A 14,243-nucleotide genomic window follows, 5' to 3' on the forward strand; every position below is an offset into this window, starting at 1 on the left:
CGTAGCTCGATCACCTCGGCGAGGTCACCTCGGTCCTCCGTCTGACGCGGGCGCTCCGCGTCAGACGGAGGCAAGAAGCGCACGGCCATGGGCTACGCGCTCGCCCGTTGTTCGGGAGCTGCATTCGCCGCAGCGGCGGGCTCCGCAGGAGTCTCTTCCTTGCGCCCGTTCACGCCCAGCTTCGTCAGGATCTTTTCTTCGATCTCGAGCGCGATATCAGGGTTATTGATCAGAAAGCGACGAGCGTTCTCCATGCCCTGGCCCAGCTGGTCTCCGTCATAGGTGAACCAGGCGCCGCTCTTCTTGATGAGGCCCTGCTCGACACCGTAATCGATTAGCGAACCTTCACGCGAGATGCCGATGCCGTACAAAATGTCGAACTCCGCCTGCTTGAAGGGCGGCGCCATCTTGTTCTTGACGACCTTGACGCGCGTGCGGTTGCCGACCGCGTCAGTACCGTCTTTCAGAGTCTGGATACGGCGGATATCGAGTCGCACCGACGCGTAGAACTTCAGTGCTTTACCGCCTGAGGTCGTCTCTGGGCTGCCGAAGAAGACCCCGACCTTCTCGCGGAGCTGGTTGATGAAGATCGCGGTCGTCTTCGTCGCGCTGAGGCTACCGGTGATCTTGCGCAGGGCCTGCGACATGAGTCGAGCCTGCAGACCGACATGTGCGTCGCCCATCTCGCCCTCGATCTCGGCCTTCGGCACGAGCGCCGCAACCGAGTCGATGACGACCAGGTCGACCGAGCCTGACCGGATCAGCATGTCTGCGATCTCCAACGCCTGCTCACCCGTATCGGGCTGTGCCACGAGCAGTGCATCGATGTCGACACCCAGCTTCTTCGCATACTCGGGGTCGAGCGCATGCTCGGCATCGACGAACGCAGCGATGCCTCCGGCTCGCTGCGCGTTCGCGATTGCGTGCAACGTCAGCGTGGTCTTGCCCGAAGATTCCGGGCCGTAGATCTCGACGATACGGCCGCGCGGGATGCCTCCGATACCGAGGGCGACATCGAGTGCGACCGAGCCCGTGGGAATCACCTCGACCGGCGCGCGCTCCTGACTGCCCATGCGCATGATCGCGCCCTTGCCGAAGTTCTTGTCGATCTGCGCGAGTGCTGCTTCAAGGGCCTTCTCGCGATCTTTCGGTGCTGCCATGGCTGGGTTCCTTTTCATCTGCGCGGCGAGCCGCTGGGTGGTGGTGCCTGCATACTGTCTCGGCCCCGATTGGGGCAGACAAGGCGTTGGGTGCCGTGTGCTGATTACCCTAGATTCCGCCACCGACATTCGAGCTCAGTTTGACGGAACTGTGGATGAATACGTGCACACAACCACCTGTGGACGAACATAACACCATTCGAACACAGTTTCGAATATGTGCACGGCGTGTCCGCCGCACCCGACCGCCGGTACCCCCTGGGACAATGAAGCATGGATACCGCCGTACCGATCGACCTCGAGCACTGGCCCCGCCGCGAAGCCTTTGAACACTACTTTTCGCGGGTTCCTTGCAGCTACGCCATCACCGTCGAGGTCGATGTCACCGAATTCGTCGCCGCGACACGCGCGTACCGGAAGCGCGCATACGCCGCTCAGATCTGGGCCATCTCCGATGCCGTGCAGCGCCACGACCCGTTCCGCATGACTGCGATGGCTTCAGGCGCCCCCGCGATCTGGGAGTGCACGCACCCCATGTTCACCGTGCTCAACCCGGAGCGAGAGACGTTCAGCGCAGTTTGGGCGCCCTACTCCCGCGACTTCACCGAGTTTCACGATCGCGCGAGCGAACTCATCGATCGCGCATCTCGCGCCACCCAGATGTTTCCTCAGCACGACACCCCGCCGAACACCTTCGACATTTCCAGCCTGCCGTGGGCGAGCTTTACGTCGTTTGCACTGAGCATTCCGAAGAGCACGCAGCACCTGGCACCCATTTTCACGCTGGGCAGATATGCGGAACGTGATGGCCGCGTATTGCTCCCGCTCGCATTGCAGGTGCACCACGCTGCAGCAGACGGTCTTCACAGCGGCCGCCTGCTGGCAGACATCAGTGAACGATTCGCTCAGCCCGACTGGCTGAACGGCCTCTAAAGCGCGCGACCAGCTTCGCCTCGCGGATCAGGGAGTCCGCGGCCGTGTCTGCGCGCCACAGGAACTTGCAGGTCGGCGCAGAGCGCATCCCACACCGCGCGAGGGGACACGCCGCGCGCGATCGCCTCGTCAGCCGTCCCCCCGAGTACCGAGAGCCAGTGATCTCGCAGCAGGATCGGCGCATACTCCGACCCGAACTCCGCGCGGCACGCCCGGCGGAACTCACTCATGCGCACGTGCGTGCTCTTTCGCGACCATGACCAACCCTGAGCACAGCGAAGCGCCCGCCCCGATGGGGGCGGGCGCTATCCGGCGCGGTGCTCCGGGCGCAATCCATACGCACGAACTAAGACACCAATTCGGGCGCGAAGCCCGAGACCAATTCCGCTGGCACAGTGTCGGGCACCCGGTGAACCATCGGGAGCGACAGCCCCTCGACCACCGCGAGTCGCTCGCTCACTTCGCCCATAATGACCGACAGCGGCGTATCCAGCGCATCGGCGACGGCAGCGAGAATCTCACTGGACGCCTCCTTCTGACCGCGCTCGACCTCGCTGAGGTACCCGAGTGCGACACTGGCCTCGCCCGCTACCTGACGCAGCGTGCGGCCCTTCTGCAACCGGAAGTCACGTAGTACGTCGCCGATCTCTTGACGCATCAGCACCATGTGAACCCTCCTTTACGTGCACAACCCGAGTCGTGCCTCCACCATACCCGCAGAACGACAGGATTGTCGCTGCGAGTGCGCCGACCGAATTTCGATCGCCGTACTGTGAACAACTCCGAGCATAACCGTTGTATTCCTGAAATCTCGCTGAACTTGAGTCAAGGCGACTCAAGTTCAGCGAAGATCCAGCTTGTGCATCACCGATTCACAGCTCGAGTGCTAGAGCACCTTCGACAAGAACTCCTGAGTTCTCGGCTGTTGCGGGTTTCCGAACACGGCTTCCGGCTGCCCCGATTCGACGACAACGCCGTCTGCCATGAACACCACTCGATCGCAGACTTCGCGAGCGAAACCCATCTCGTGGGTCACCAGCACCATCGTCATGCCCGAGGCGGCAAGGTCACGGATGACTTGCAGCACCTCCCCCACCATCTCGGGGTCGAGCGCCGATGTCGCCTCGTCGAAGAGCATGATCTTCGGCTCCATCGCCAGCGCGCGGGCGATGGCGACGCGCTGCTTCTGTCCACCGGACAACGAAGCGGGCCGCGCATCGGCCTTCTCGGCGAGGCCGACGCGCTCGAGCAGCGCGAGGGCAGCATCACGGGCATCGGCTTTCGACTTCTTCTTGAGATCGACCGGCGCGAGCATGATGTTTTCGAGCACCGTCATGTTCGGAAACAGGTTGAAGTGCTGGAAGACCATTCCGATGTGCTGACGCACGGCATTGATATCGACGTTGCCCTGGGTGATCTCAACGCCACCCACCACGACGCTCCCCCCGGAAGGCTCTTCCAAACGGTTCAGGCATCGCAAGATCGTCGACTTCCCCGAACCCGACGGGCCGATGAGAGAGACCACCTCCCCCACCTCGACCGTCAAATCGATCCCTTTGAGCACTTCATTGCTGCCAAACGACTTGCGCAGCCCGGTGACGGCGATCGCCGGCGTTCCGTTGTGGGTCACGAGGTTTTCGGTCACGATTCTCTCGGTCACTTGTTCACCTTCTTGTCAACGATGTTCGCGAGCCAGGTCAGCAGGGTGATGACGATGAAGTACATCACACCGACGATGATGAGCATTTCGGTGGTGCGGAAGTTCGCCGCGTAGATCTGCTGCGCCTGGTACAGCAGCTCGGCGAATCCGATCGTCAGCAGCAGCGACGAATCTTTCAGCGTGATGACGAGCTGGTTGATGATCGAAGGCATCGACATCTTCACGGCCTGCGGCATGACAACGCGCTGCATCGAACGCCCCCAGCCGAGCCCCAGCGACCGTGCCGCTTCCATTTGGCCCGGGTCGACCGATTGCAGACCGCCGCGCACGATTTCCGTCAGATAGGCGCCTGCGTTCAACGCGAGCGTCGCAACGCCCGCCATAAAGACGTTGCCCGGCGCTCCGGTGAGTTGCGGCAGACCGAAGTAGAACAGGAATGCCCAGACGAGAATCGGGGTACCGCGGAAGACCGCGACATACACGCTTGCAATCCCTCGCAGAATTCGTGAGGTGGAGATCTTCATGAACCCGAAGACGAGACCGAGAATGAGCGCGATCACGAAGGAGACAACGGTGATGGACACGGTGTTCCAGAGGCCCTTCGAGAGCGCCGGCCAGCTCTGCCCCACGAGGGCAAAGATGTTTCCGCCGGCACTCGACGTCGCCTCGGTGTCGCCGAGATACGTGTTCAGAATGTCGTCGTAGCCGCCGTCGGCTTTCAGCTTTGCCAATCCATCGTTAAACGCGGCGAGCAGTTCCGGGTTCTTCCCCTTCGATACGGCGAAGCCGTACTCGCCACCCGGAATCTTGTCGGTCACGACCTTGAGACCATTGCCCTGGGTGATGCCGTAGGCGAGCACTGGGTAATCGTCGAAGACCGCGACCGCAGACTGGTTCTTGACCGATTCGTACATCGTCGCCGATTGGTCCAGTGCCTTCACGGTGAATCCGTACTCACCGGAGAGCTTCTCGGCTTCAGCGAGCCCTTCCGAGCCCGACTTCGCGACGACGGTCTCACCCTCGAGATCTTCGTAGCTCGAGATGGTCGAGTTGTTCGCGGCGACCGCCATCTGTACGCCGGATTCGAAGTACGGCTCGGAAAAGTCGAAGATCTCTTTGCGCTCGTCGGTGATGGACATGCCGGCGATGACGCCGTCGGCCTGGCCCGACTGCAGCGCGGACAGCGCAGCCTGGAACCCGAGCGAGCGGATCTCGACGTCGAAGCCCTGATCTTCAGCGATCTGGTTGATCAGATCCATGTCGATACCGACGAGATCACCCGTTGACGGATCTCGGAACTCAAACGGCGCGAACGTCGTATCGGTCGCGATGACGAAGGTCTTCCCCTCGGCCTGAGTCGGCGCGACCGCCGTCGCAGCTGCAGCGGTTCCCAGCAGCAGTACCGCTGCAAAGCCCGCCGCGAGCCCCGCGCGCACGCGGTTCCAGCGTTTCATTTTCGGCACTCTCGTTTCCCCTTTACGGAACGGGGTCGCCGCGATCTGCGGTGACCGTTTCGCCTCCAGCGTAGCGAGAGTCGGGGCAGGCACGGTGCGGTGCGGCGTACTCGACGATCTCAAGCACTCGGTGCAGAAGTTGCAGGGCTCGCACGACGGTCGCTTCGCGCACCGCAGCACGGTCGCCCGAGCAGGCAAGCTCTTCGCACTCGACGCCCCCGTCCCAGGCGACAGCGATCCATACGGTACCTGCAGGCTGCCCGGTCTGCGGATCGGGGTCCGGCCCAGCGACGCCTGTCGTGGCGATGCCGAACTCGGCGGGTGCGGCGGCTGATGTCGTGCGCGGCGTCGCGCAGGCGACGCGCACGCCGGCTGCCATTTGGATCGCCACCTCGCGGTCGACCGGACCCTGTCGGCGCAGGAGCTCGGCATCCACGCCGAGCAACGTTCGTTTGAGCGACGTGTCGTACGCCACGATGCCCCCGTTCAGCACGTGCGAGGCCCCCGGAATCGAAACGATCGCGTCGGTCAGCATCCCACCAGTCAGAGATTCCGCGATCGCGATACGCGCGGTGAGGCGGGTCGCGCGCGACACGACCTCCTGCCCGAGTCGCGATGTGGTCATCGCGCCGCGTTTCGGGCCCGCAGGTAGCCGAGCACGTAATCGATGCCGCTGTAAATGGTGAGGAGAAGAGCGATCGTCATCGTAATGATATTGGCCCACACCGCGATTGGCGCGGCGGGCCCCATCACGCTGGCCAGCGGGAGCAGTGCGAGCGTGATCGCGACCGATTGTGCCACCGTCTTCAGCTTCCCGGCCCAGGCTGCGGCCAGCACGACATCGTGCGCCACCATCAGACGGTGGATGGTGATGCCGATCTCGCGCACCAGAATGACCGTCGTCACCCACCACGGCAGTTCGAGCAGGATCGACAACCCGACGAGCGCAGCGCCCGTCAAGAATTTGTCGGCGATCGGATCGAGCAGCTTGCCGAGATCCGTGATCAGGCCCCGAGACCGGGCGAGATGGCCGTCCCAGGCATCGGTGGCGATCGCCAAGACGAAGAACACGGCCGCGGCCCATCGCCACGGACCGTCGGCTCCTCCGGCAAGCAGCATCCACAGGAAGAACGGTGTCGCGACGATTCGCGCGCCGGTGATGATATTCGGGGCGTTCCAATTGCTGGGTGCAGCAGCGGGCTGCTCGATGCCGGTCATGATGAGCAGCCTAGTAGTTCAGTACTTCGACGCTGAGGCCGTCTTCGGTCGCGGCAATCTCGAGGTCGGCGTACTGCGCCGAAGCCGTGGTCTGATCGGTCACCCGCTGACCCGATGCATCGCGCCCGGTGTAGGTGAGAGCGAAGCTGCCACGGTCCGCAAGAGTCGCCCACCCCGTGCTGCCAGGTTCGACTCTGGCGGTCGGTACGCGCTCCATCTCAACGGAGATCGACACTTCTGACGAACTCGCGAATCTCGCGTCAGGTTCGGGCCCCTCAATGCCGCAGCTGCGCAGGGCATCGAGTGTGCCTGACTCCGCGCATTCGGCAAACACCGTTTCAACTTGACGCTGCACCTCGGCGTCGTACCCGGGGCCGGGGCGCAACCAGTCCGTCGCGTAGATCGACCCGTACGGCGATGCGGCAACATACTCCGCATCGTTGTCGGTGATGAAGTACTTGTTATGTGAGACGAACGTGTAGACGCCGGCGTACATCGTGAGCGACTCGGTGTCATTCGGGAACGCGCGGTCCATGCCTCGGAACGCCAACGCTCCGCGGGACGCCGAATCGAGCTCGACCTCGTACCGCAGACCTCCGGTCACCCGCCAGTCGCCTTCGGCATCGCGACGCAGCTGGAGCAGGTCGGAGTAGGGTTCCCCATCGAGTTCGAACCGCACGTCTGCCGCTGCACGACCACCGTCGAAGTCGACGCGGAATTGCTCCAATTCGGGGTATGCGATCAGCGCGGCCGAACCGACGACCTCGGGTGACAGGGTGACCACTGCACCCGACGTCTCCCGGCCATCGAACAGCGCTTCCGCTCGGGCGACGTCGCCGGATTCGACCGCGGCCACATACGACTCGGCAACCGCTCGCACCGCTCCGCGATCGTTGCCCTGCGCATCGATCGCGACAACGGCACCGGCTCCCCCGAGCACTACGACCGCGAGCGCCCCGGTGACTCCCCACATCCACTTCGGAGAACTCGTGCGCTCCGCCGTCTCATCTGCCAGGGTCATGGGTCCTCCTCGAGTCGGTCGATCGGGTGATCACTGCAGAGCTGGCCGGCGCATCGTCAATCGCGTCCGGTCAGCTGCCAGGCGTCTTCATCGGTATCGCCGTCCACTTCTTCGAGCGAAGCCTGGTACTGCGCGACGGGGTCGTCGTACCTCGTGTCGCCATAGCCGTGTTCGGTGCCCAGCGGTTCGATGACATCAGTCGCGGCGTCGAGGGGCGTCGTCGGTGTCGGGTCGACGACCGCCGAAGCCGAAGCAGCCGCAACAGGGGCACCGGTTGGCGTGACGAATGCCGACGCTGCCGGCGAGCCTCCGCCCTTGATGCGTGCGATAACTTCGGGAAGCTGTTCCGGACTCACGAGGACGTCACGGGCCTTCGAACCTTCCGACGGGCCGACGATGTCGCGGGACTCCATCAGGTCCATGAGCCGACCCGCTTTGGCGAACCCGACACGGAGTTTGCGCTGCAGCATCGAGGTGGAGCCGAACTGCGAGGTGACCACGAGTTCAATCGCCGCGAGCAGCACCTCGAGATCATCACCGATGTCTTCATCGATGTCTTTCTTCTCGACGACTTGCTGCACGTCGGCCCGGTACTCAGGTTGCGCCTGCGCTTTGACGTGCGCCACGACCTGAGCGATTTCGGCTTCACCGACCCAGGCGCCCTGCACGCGCATCGGAGTCGATTCTCCGTTGAGCAGCAGGAGTCCGTCGCCCTGACCGATCAAGCGCTCAGCGCCGACCTCGTCCAGGATGACCCGGGAGTCCGTTCCCGAGGCCACGGCGAAGGCGTATCGGCTCGGCACGTTCGACTTGATGACGCCCGTCACCACGTTCACCGAGGGGCGCTGGGTCGCGAGCACGAGGTGAATACCCGCCGCGCGAGCGAGCTGAGTGATGCGCTGAATCGAGTCCTCAACATCGCGAGGCGCGATGAGCATGAGGTCGGCGAGCTCGTCGACAACGACGAGCAGGTACGGGTAGGGCTTCAGCACGCGCTGGCTGCCCTCGGGGAGCACGATGCCGCCTGAGCGCACGGCTTCGTTGAAATCGTCGATGTGGCGGAAGCCGAAACTCGCGAGATCGTCGTACCGCATGTCCATCTCTTTCACGACCCACTGCAGCGCTTCGGCGGCCTTTTTGGGATTCGTGATGATGGGGGTGATCAAATGCGGCACGCCCTGATAGACGGTGAGCTCGACGCGCTTGGGGTCGACCAGCACCATGCGCACTTCGGCCGGCGTGGAGCGCATCAGCAGACTCGTGATCATCGAGTTGATAAAGCTCGACTTGCCCGAACCGGTCGCACCGGCGACGAGCAGGTGCGGCATCTTCGCGAGATTCGCCACGACGAACCCGCCCTTGACGTCCTTACCCACACCGATGGTCATCGGGTGCGTGCTGCGCTGCGCCTTGTTCGAACGGAGCACATCGCCGAGCGCAACGTTCTCGCGATCCTGGTTCGGGATCTCGATACCGATGGCGCTCTTGCCCGGGATCGGAGACAGAATACGGACTTCGTTCGACGCCACAGCATAGGAGAGGTTCTTCGAGAGCGCGGTGACTTTCTCGACCTTGACGCCCGGGCCGAGCTCGACCTCGTACTGGGTCACGGTCGGGCCGCGGGAGAACCCCGTGACGCGGGCGTCGACTTTGAACTCTTCGAAGACGCGCGCCAGCGCGGCCATGATCTGGTCGTTGGCTTCGGTGTGTGTCTTCGGCGCGTCGCCGGTGGCGAGCGCGAATTGATCGGGAAGCCGGTAAGCGGCCTGGCTAACCGGATCATGCGGAGGTGCGACGATGAAGGGGGACGCGTCAGCGTCGGCTGATGTGTCAGCCGATTCCACCGGAACGACGGCGGTCTGAGCTGGCTCGCCGAAAGAGTCCCAGGAGTCATCTCCCAAACCCGATGCGGGTGCGGGCGTCGCCGCCTGCACCGCCGCCTCGGCCTGATCCAGATCATCGAACAAGTCGGACGGGAACACGTCGGTGACGGTCTCAGGCTCGAGGGCCTTCTCGAACGCACCCCCGCGATCAGGCTCGGGTTCGTGGCCCCCGAGCACGGCGTCCAGACCATTGCGATCGCCCGCGTACTCGGGGTCTTCCTCGCGACCCGACGCCGTGCGCCGCCACCACGGAATCGATCCGCCGTCACCGTCTTCGGATTCGAGATCGAAGAGTGCTTGGGGCTCGTCTTTCTCCGCTCCGCGCCCACGGCGCGGGGATTCACTGGCTTGAGCGTCACCCGGCTCCGCGGGGCTTACTCCGAACAAGAACGCGTAGGCCTCGCGCAGGCGCTGAAGAATGCGCGATGGCGGCGTCTTCGTGATGATGAGCACCGACATCAGAATGATGATCGAGAGTACTGGCACTGCCACCCACAACGTGAGATAGCCGAGTGCGCCACCGACGAGCCATCCGAATACACCACCGGCCGCACTGAGCTCTTGCGGGTGCTCCCAGGGATTCGGGCGCCCCCCGTACAGGTGGCAGAGGCCGGCGACCGAGAGCACCGCAAGCGTCAGACCGGTCGCGATGCGCCGGTTGTCGTGCACGCTCGACGGATGGTTGAAGAGCCAGAGTGCGAAGCCGACCATGACGATGGGCAACCCGAAGGCTACACGACCGAAGAGGCCGCCGAACGACCATGCATCCATTGCGACGGCGAACGGCTGGCCGATGAAGAACCACTCAATGACGGCTCCGACGACGGCCAGCAGCACCAGCAGCAATGGCACACCATCGCGGCGATCTTCAGGTGCCAGCGGCTCGACGCGGAACGCGCGGGCGGCAGCGCCTACGGCGTGTGCGAGCCCGTTCCAGGCGCGCACGAGCACCCCGTCCGTGTGCACCGGCTCGGCGAGCACCTTCGTTTTTGCGGTCGCCCGGGTTGCCGTGGAACGGGTACCCCGTGCCGCGGTCTTGCCCGATTGCTGGCGCGACGAAGCTTTACTGGCCATGCTTAGAGGGTACGTTCGACCGCCGACATTGGCGAGTTGACGCTCCGGGCTCCCCCGGAATCGCCGCACTCCGCCGCATCACTGCAGACCGCGCAGCGGCGTGCTGGCAGCCGTATCAGCGTCGGCGCAGCGCGCGCACCGCACGCTTCGCGAGCGGTAGGCCCTTCGTCCAGAGCGCATACCCGGGGCCCGGGCGATCCCAGGTGCCGGCGAGCAGGTTCTCGTGCGAGGCCCACCCCTTCTTGAACGTCGTCACACCGTCGTTGATGAGCCCACCGAAGTCGTACCGCTCGATGCCGATCGACTTCATGTGCCGAATCACGTGCCACTTCAGCGCGTAGTTCGCTCGCAGGCGCTGCCCGGTCTCGTCCATGCCGCCGTAAAGTTCGAACGCGGTGCGGTCGGACTTCGCCATGAACAGGAAGGCCACGGGGCGATCGTCGACATACGCCGCCCACACGGGCGAATCGTCGCCGAGCATGGTGAAGGCGTCGTGGTAGTACGAATCCTCATGCAGGCCGAAATCGGCTCGCTCGCTCGTTTGCCGGTAGACCTCGAGGCACACATCGAGCTGCGCGATCGTCTCCACGGGGCGAATCTCGAGTGATTCTTCGCGGCCCGCCTTGCGCACGTACTGACGGTGCTTCTTCGACATGTCAGCGAGCAGGTCATCTTCTGATTTGCGGAGATCAAGGATCAGCGTCCGCGCCGGCAGCACCGACGTCTCGGCCGTGCGCCACGTGTGCGAGAGCGGAAACGCTCCCGCATCTTCATCGGGCTCGATCGACATCGCGACTGCGCGGCGCGTGCGGTGCACGTGCGCGGCGATGGCGTCCGAGACCGCGGCGCTCCCGGGAACGGTCGCCGGGGTGTCTTCGGCACCGGGCTCGCGAGCCACCACCGGGCCCCGAGGTGCGTACACGAAGCCGCCGAGCGGCCCGGGCAGCGCCCGGGTGAGCAGCTGCGCGGCGCCGACGATTGGCGCATCGCTCGCATCGCCGGATCGCACGAGCACACGCTCCGCGCTCCAGCGGTGCGCCGACTTGAGTTCGCCCCAGCCCCAGAGCTGCAGCGGATGGCCACCCAGAGTGCGAACGGTGGCGTCCCAGAGCGCCCGGTCGGTGCAGGGGGCGACGTTCAGGGTGGTCACGATCGGGTCCTTCCAAGTTTGCGGCTGATGAATCCGGTCAGCTCCGCGAGATCGGGCGAGCGCAGCAGGCGCAGCACCCCGAGATAGATGATGGTGACGATAGCGGCGACCACGAGTGCCAGCACGACGGCAACCACGGCGTTGACCTGCCCGAACTGCATGCGCAACAGCCAGGTCACGAGCAAGCCTATGCCGAGCGCCGGAATGCTCGCGAGCACGAACTTCACGATGCTGCGCAAAATGCGGAGTCCGTCCAGGGCTTGGATGCGGCGACGCAGCAGCCAGACGGCGAGTACCGTCTCGACGATCGTGGCAAATGACCAGATTGCCGCGAAACCGAGCCCGATGTAGCGCGGCTCGACCACGAACGTCATGCCGAACGAGAGCACGAGAACGATCGCCATCTGAATGGTCGTGAAGACGAACGGGGTGCGGGTGTCAGAGAGCGCGTAGAACGCACGCTGCACGACGAACAGGAAGCTGTAGGCGGCCAGGCTCACGGCGTAGGCGATCAGCGGTTCGGTGAATTGGTCGACCTGCTCCTCTTTCGCTCCGACATTGATGATGCGGCTGACAAACGGCGCCGCCGCGATGATCGCGATCGACGCGAGCATCATCACCAGCGACACCTGGCGCAGCGAGGCCGAGAGATCCTCCCGGAACTCGGCCATGCGTCGCGACTGCCCCCACTCCGCGAGCCGGGTGAAGTAGGCGGTCGCGAGCGACACCGCGATCACCGAGTGCGGCATCATGAAGATCAGCCACACCAGTTGCATCGCGCTTGACGAGGGGCCAGCCCCTGAGCCGATCGATACGATGCGGTTCGTGAGCACACCGCCGATCTGCATCACGCCGACCATGGCGAGCGTCCAGGTGGCGATGCGCGCGGTGTGCCCGAGCCCGACACCGCGCCAGGAGAAGTCGGGACGGTAGCGGATGCCGGCTTTGCGCCAGGACGCGAAGAGCACGAGCGCCTGCGCGACGATGCCGAGGGTCGCTGAGCCCCCGAGCAGGCCGATCATCACCGGCGACCAACCCGTCACGGCGAGCAGACCCTTCGGATCCGAACCAAACATCACGATGAACGCGATGATGCCGGCGATAGCGATGAGGTTGTTGAGCACGGGCGCCCAGGTGAAGGGGCCGAAGATGCTGCGCGCGTTGAGCACCTCCCCCATGACCGTGTAGATGCCATAGAAGATGACCTGCGGAATGCACCAGTAGGCGAACCCCGTCGCCAGGGCGATCTGCTGTTCGCTCCAATCCGCAACCAGCACGTGCATGAGCCACGGCGCCGCCAGCATCGCGATGATTGTGATGCCGACGAGCGCCGTGGTCGCCAGAGTGAGGATCTTGTTGATGTAGCCGGCGCCGCCATCAGCTCCGTGCGCGGCCTTCACGATCTGGGGCACGAGCACGGCGTTCAACACACCGCCGAGCAAGATCATGTAGATCGTGTTCGGCAGCAGGTTGCCGTTCGCGAACGCGTCGGCCGAGAGCGAGCCGACGTTTCCGATCGCGTACGCGAGCAGCACCGCTTTCACGAGCCCGAGCACGCGCGACACCATCGTGCCCGACGCCATGATCGCGCTCGCGCGGATGAGACCAGCGGCCATTAGTAGTACGGATCCTTCCGGAGGGCGAGCGAGGCGCGCCGCGCGAGACGGTCGCCGAGCGTGACCCATGCACGATACGGCAACGACCTGAGCGGCAGGTCGAACGCCCCCGCGTAGTCGGTGATCTCAGACGCAAACGAACGCTTGAACTGGCCCACGCCGAACAGCGGGTGCTCCCGGTCGTCGGCGCGGTCGGCGGGCGGTGCTCCGCACAGGTCGTGCACCACGGCACCGCGCTCGTTGGCCCAGCGCAGCACCTCCCATTGCAGCGCGTGCGAGGCGCCGTACGCCGTTTTCGCGCGCACCGAGGCGCCGTCTTTGTAGGTCGTCTTCGCGCCGAGCCCCATCGCATACGCACCGGCGACGAGCGCGCCGTCGCGATGCGCGAGGAACATCTGTCCCTGCCCCGCCGCTGAGAACTCTCGCCAGAACTCCCGGTAGTACTGCTCGGAGCGCAGCACGAAGCGGCCTTCAGCGGTCTCCTGCAGCAGCCGATAGAGCTGGGCCGCGTGTTCGGGGGTCGCATCGACCCGGGTCACGACGATGCCGTCGCGGCGGGCCCGGTTGATGGCGTTGCGAGCCTTCTTACCGAGACGCGCGAAGACGTCGTCTTCGGTTCCGGAGACATCGACCAAGATGGTCGACGGGTTCGGGATGATGCGCACGGTGCTCGCGTACCCGGCACCTTGGATCTCAGGCACCGCGGCCAGCCCGAGCCGGGGCTCGATCTTCGCCAGGAACGCGCCGCGTGAGCGCGCCAGCTCTCCGATCGCGCCGGCCGCCTCGAGCACCTCATCCGTGCCCTCAGCAGAGGGCCCGGCCGGCACGTGCCACCATGAGCCGAGCAGCGGCACCCGCTTCGCGAGCACGCCGACGGCCAGCGACGGGCGACCGGGGCGCTCGACAACCACCGCGAGATCCTTGTACCGGTTCTGCGTACGCTTCACGGTGAGGTATTCGGCCCCCTGCCAGACCTCGCCACCGCCCGGGTTCGCCGCGATGAGCGCATCCCAGTCGGCGCGCTCGGCGGCGGTGGCCAGGCGCGCATGCGCACCCGCCGAAGCATGAGCCACG

The 14,243-nt window shown here is 64.8% G+C and carries 13 protein-coding genes; 1 reads left to right on the top strand and 12 read right to left on the bottom strand.

Translation table 11 applies throughout. The annotated features are described in order from the left end of the window. Window positions 1–92: 92 nt before the first annotated feature. Window positions 93–1,160 (bottom strand): recombinase RecA, encoded by a 1,068-nt coding sequence (recA, locus tag CH42_RS12395; RefSeq protein ID WP_053353426.1) that lies wholly within the window; start codon window positions 1,158–1,160, stop codon window positions 93–95. A gap of 273 nt (window positions 1,161–1,433) precedes the next feature. Here recA and CH42_RS12400 point away from each other — a divergent pair, with 273 nt between their 5' ends. After that, a complete protein-coding gene (locus CH42_RS12400) occupies window positions 1,434–2,093 on the top strand; it encodes a CatA-like O-acetyltransferase (protein ID WP_053353427.1) in 660 nt (219 codons plus the stop codon). On the opposite strand, the gene CH42_RS12405 is transcribed toward CH42_RS12400, so the two are convergent. The 11 genes from CH42_RS12405 to CH42_RS12455 all read right to left on the bottom strand — a co-directional run bounded on the left by CH42_RS12405 (window position 2,090) and on the right by CH42_RS12455 (window position 14,242). Beyond that, window positions 2,090–2,323, bottom strand: a complete 234-nt coding sequence (locus CH42_RS12405) for a DUF3046 domain-containing protein (protein WP_204374544.1) — start codon at window positions 2,321–2,323, stop codon at window positions 2,090–2,092. The genes CH42_RS12400 and CH42_RS12405 overlap by 4 nt on opposite strands. Window positions 2,324–2,439: 116 nt before the next feature. Next, window positions 2,440–2,760 (bottom strand): helix-turn-helix domain-containing protein, encoded by a 321-nt coding sequence (locus CH42_RS12410; protein WP_053353429.1) that lies wholly within the window; start codon window positions 2,758–2,760, stop codon window positions 2,440–2,442. Window positions 2,761–2,979: 219 nt separating this feature from the next. Then, window positions 2,980–3,753, bottom strand: coding sequence for an amino acid ABC transporter ATP-binding protein (locus CH42_RS12415; RefSeq protein ID WP_053353430.1), 774 nt, complete (start codon window positions 3,751–3,753; stop codon window positions 2,980–2,982). Beyond that, on the bottom strand, window positions 3,750–5,207 hold the full coding sequence (locus CH42_RS12420; RefSeq protein ID WP_053353431.1) for an amino acid ABC transporter substrate-binding protein/permease: 1,458 nt from the start codon (window positions 5,205–5,207) through the stop codon (window positions 3,750–3,752). The genes CH42_RS12415 and CH42_RS12420 overlap by 4 nt, the downstream gene beginning before the upstream one ends. Before the next feature lie 22 nt (window positions 5,208–5,229). Next, window positions 5,230–5,832, bottom strand: coding sequence for a CinA family protein (locus CH42_RS12425; RefSeq protein WP_075205361.1), 603 nt, complete (start codon window positions 5,830–5,832; stop codon window positions 5,230–5,232). Next, window positions 5,829–6,425: a CDP-diacylglycerol--glycerol-3-phosphate 3-phosphatidyltransferase gene (pgsA, locus tag CH42_RS12430; RefSeq protein ID WP_053353432.1), complete on the bottom strand. Its 597-nt coding sequence runs from the start codon at window positions 6,423–6,425 to the stop codon at window positions 5,829–5,831. The genes CH42_RS12425 and pgsA overlap by 4 nt, the downstream gene beginning before the upstream one ends. Before the next feature lie 10 nt (window positions 6,426–6,435). Beyond that, a complete protein-coding gene (locus CH42_RS12435) occupies window positions 6,436–7,446 on the bottom strand; it encodes a hypothetical protein (RefSeq protein ID WP_053353433.1) in 1,011 nt (336 codons plus the stop codon). Between the two features lie 56 nt (window positions 7,447–7,502). Continuing rightward, complete coding sequence (locus CH42_RS12440) at window positions 7,503–10,403, bottom strand: FtsK/SpoIIIE family DNA translocase (protein WP_053353434.1); 2,901 nt, start codon at window positions 10,401–10,403, stop codon at window positions 7,503–7,505. Between the two features lie 115 nt (window positions 10,404–10,518). After that, the gene (locus tag CH42_RS12445) at window positions 10,519–11,553 is read right to left on the bottom strand and encodes a lipid II:glycine glycyltransferase FemX (protein WP_053353435.1); all 1,035 of its coding nucleotides are present in this window, start codon (window positions 11,551–11,553) and stop codon (window positions 10,519–10,521) included. Further along, on the bottom strand, window positions 11,550–13,169 hold the full coding sequence (gene murJ, locus CH42_RS12450) for a murein biosynthesis integral membrane protein MurJ (RefSeq protein WP_053353436.1): 1,620 nt from the start codon (window positions 13,167–13,169) through the stop codon (window positions 11,550–11,552). Before murJ ends, CH42_RS12445 begins: the two co-directional genes overlap by 4 nt. Further along, window positions 13,169–14,242: a lipid II:glycine glycyltransferase FemX gene (locus tag CH42_RS12455; protein WP_053353437.1), complete on the bottom strand. Its 1,074-nt coding sequence runs from the start codon at window positions 14,240–14,242 to the stop codon at window positions 13,169–13,171. Before CH42_RS12455 ends, murJ begins: the two co-directional genes overlap by 1 nt. Between the last annotated feature and the right edge of the window lies 1 nt (window position 14,243).

The organism is Leucobacter musarum subsp. musarum, assembly GCF_001273845.1.
GTDB classification, from domain to species: Bacteria; Actinomycetota; Actinomycetes; order Actinomycetales; family Microbacteriaceae; genus Leucobacter; species Leucobacter musarum.

Bases quoted from the DNA above. Each gene is read 5' to 3' on its own strand.
- CH42_RS12410 (WP_053353429.1), bottom strand. From the start codon at position 2,760: ATGGTGCTGATGCGTCAAGAGATCGGCGACGTACTACGTGACTTCCGG.
- murJ (WP_053353436.1), bottom strand. From the start codon at position 13,169: ATGGCCGCTGGTCTCATCCGCGCGAGCGCGATCATGGCGTCGGGCACG.
- CH42_RS12425 (WP_075205361.1), bottom strand. From the start codon at position 5,832: ATGACCACATCGCGACTCGGGCAGGAGGTCGTGTCGCGCGCGACCCGC.
- CH42_RS12405 (WP_204374544.1), bottom strand. From the start codon at position 2,323: ATGAGTGAGTTCCGCCGGGCGTGCCGCGCGGAGTTCGGGTCGGAGTAT.
- pgsA (WP_053353432.1), bottom strand. From the start codon at position 6,425: ATGACCGGCATCGAGCAGCCCGCTGCTGCACCCAGCAATTGGAACGCC.
- CH42_RS12420 (WP_053353431.1), bottom strand. From the start codon at position 5,207: ATGAAACGCTGGAACCGCGTGCGCGCGGGGCTCGCGGCGGGCTTTGCA.
- CH42_RS12400 (WP_053353427.1), top strand. From the start codon at position 1,434: ATGGATACCGCCGTACCGATCGACCTCGAGCACTGGCCCCGCCGCGAA.
- CH42_RS12435 (WP_053353433.1), bottom strand. From the start codon at position 7,446: ATGACCCTGGCAGATGAGACGGCGGAGCGCACGAGTTCTCCGAAGTGG.
- recA (WP_053353426.1), bottom strand. From the start codon at position 1,160: ATGGCAGCACCGAAAGATCGCGAGAAGGCCCTTGAAGCAGCACTCGCG.
- CH42_RS12440 (WP_053353434.1), bottom strand. From the start codon at position 10,403: ATGGCCAGTAAAGCTTCGTCGCGCCAGCAATCGGGCAAGACCGCGGCA.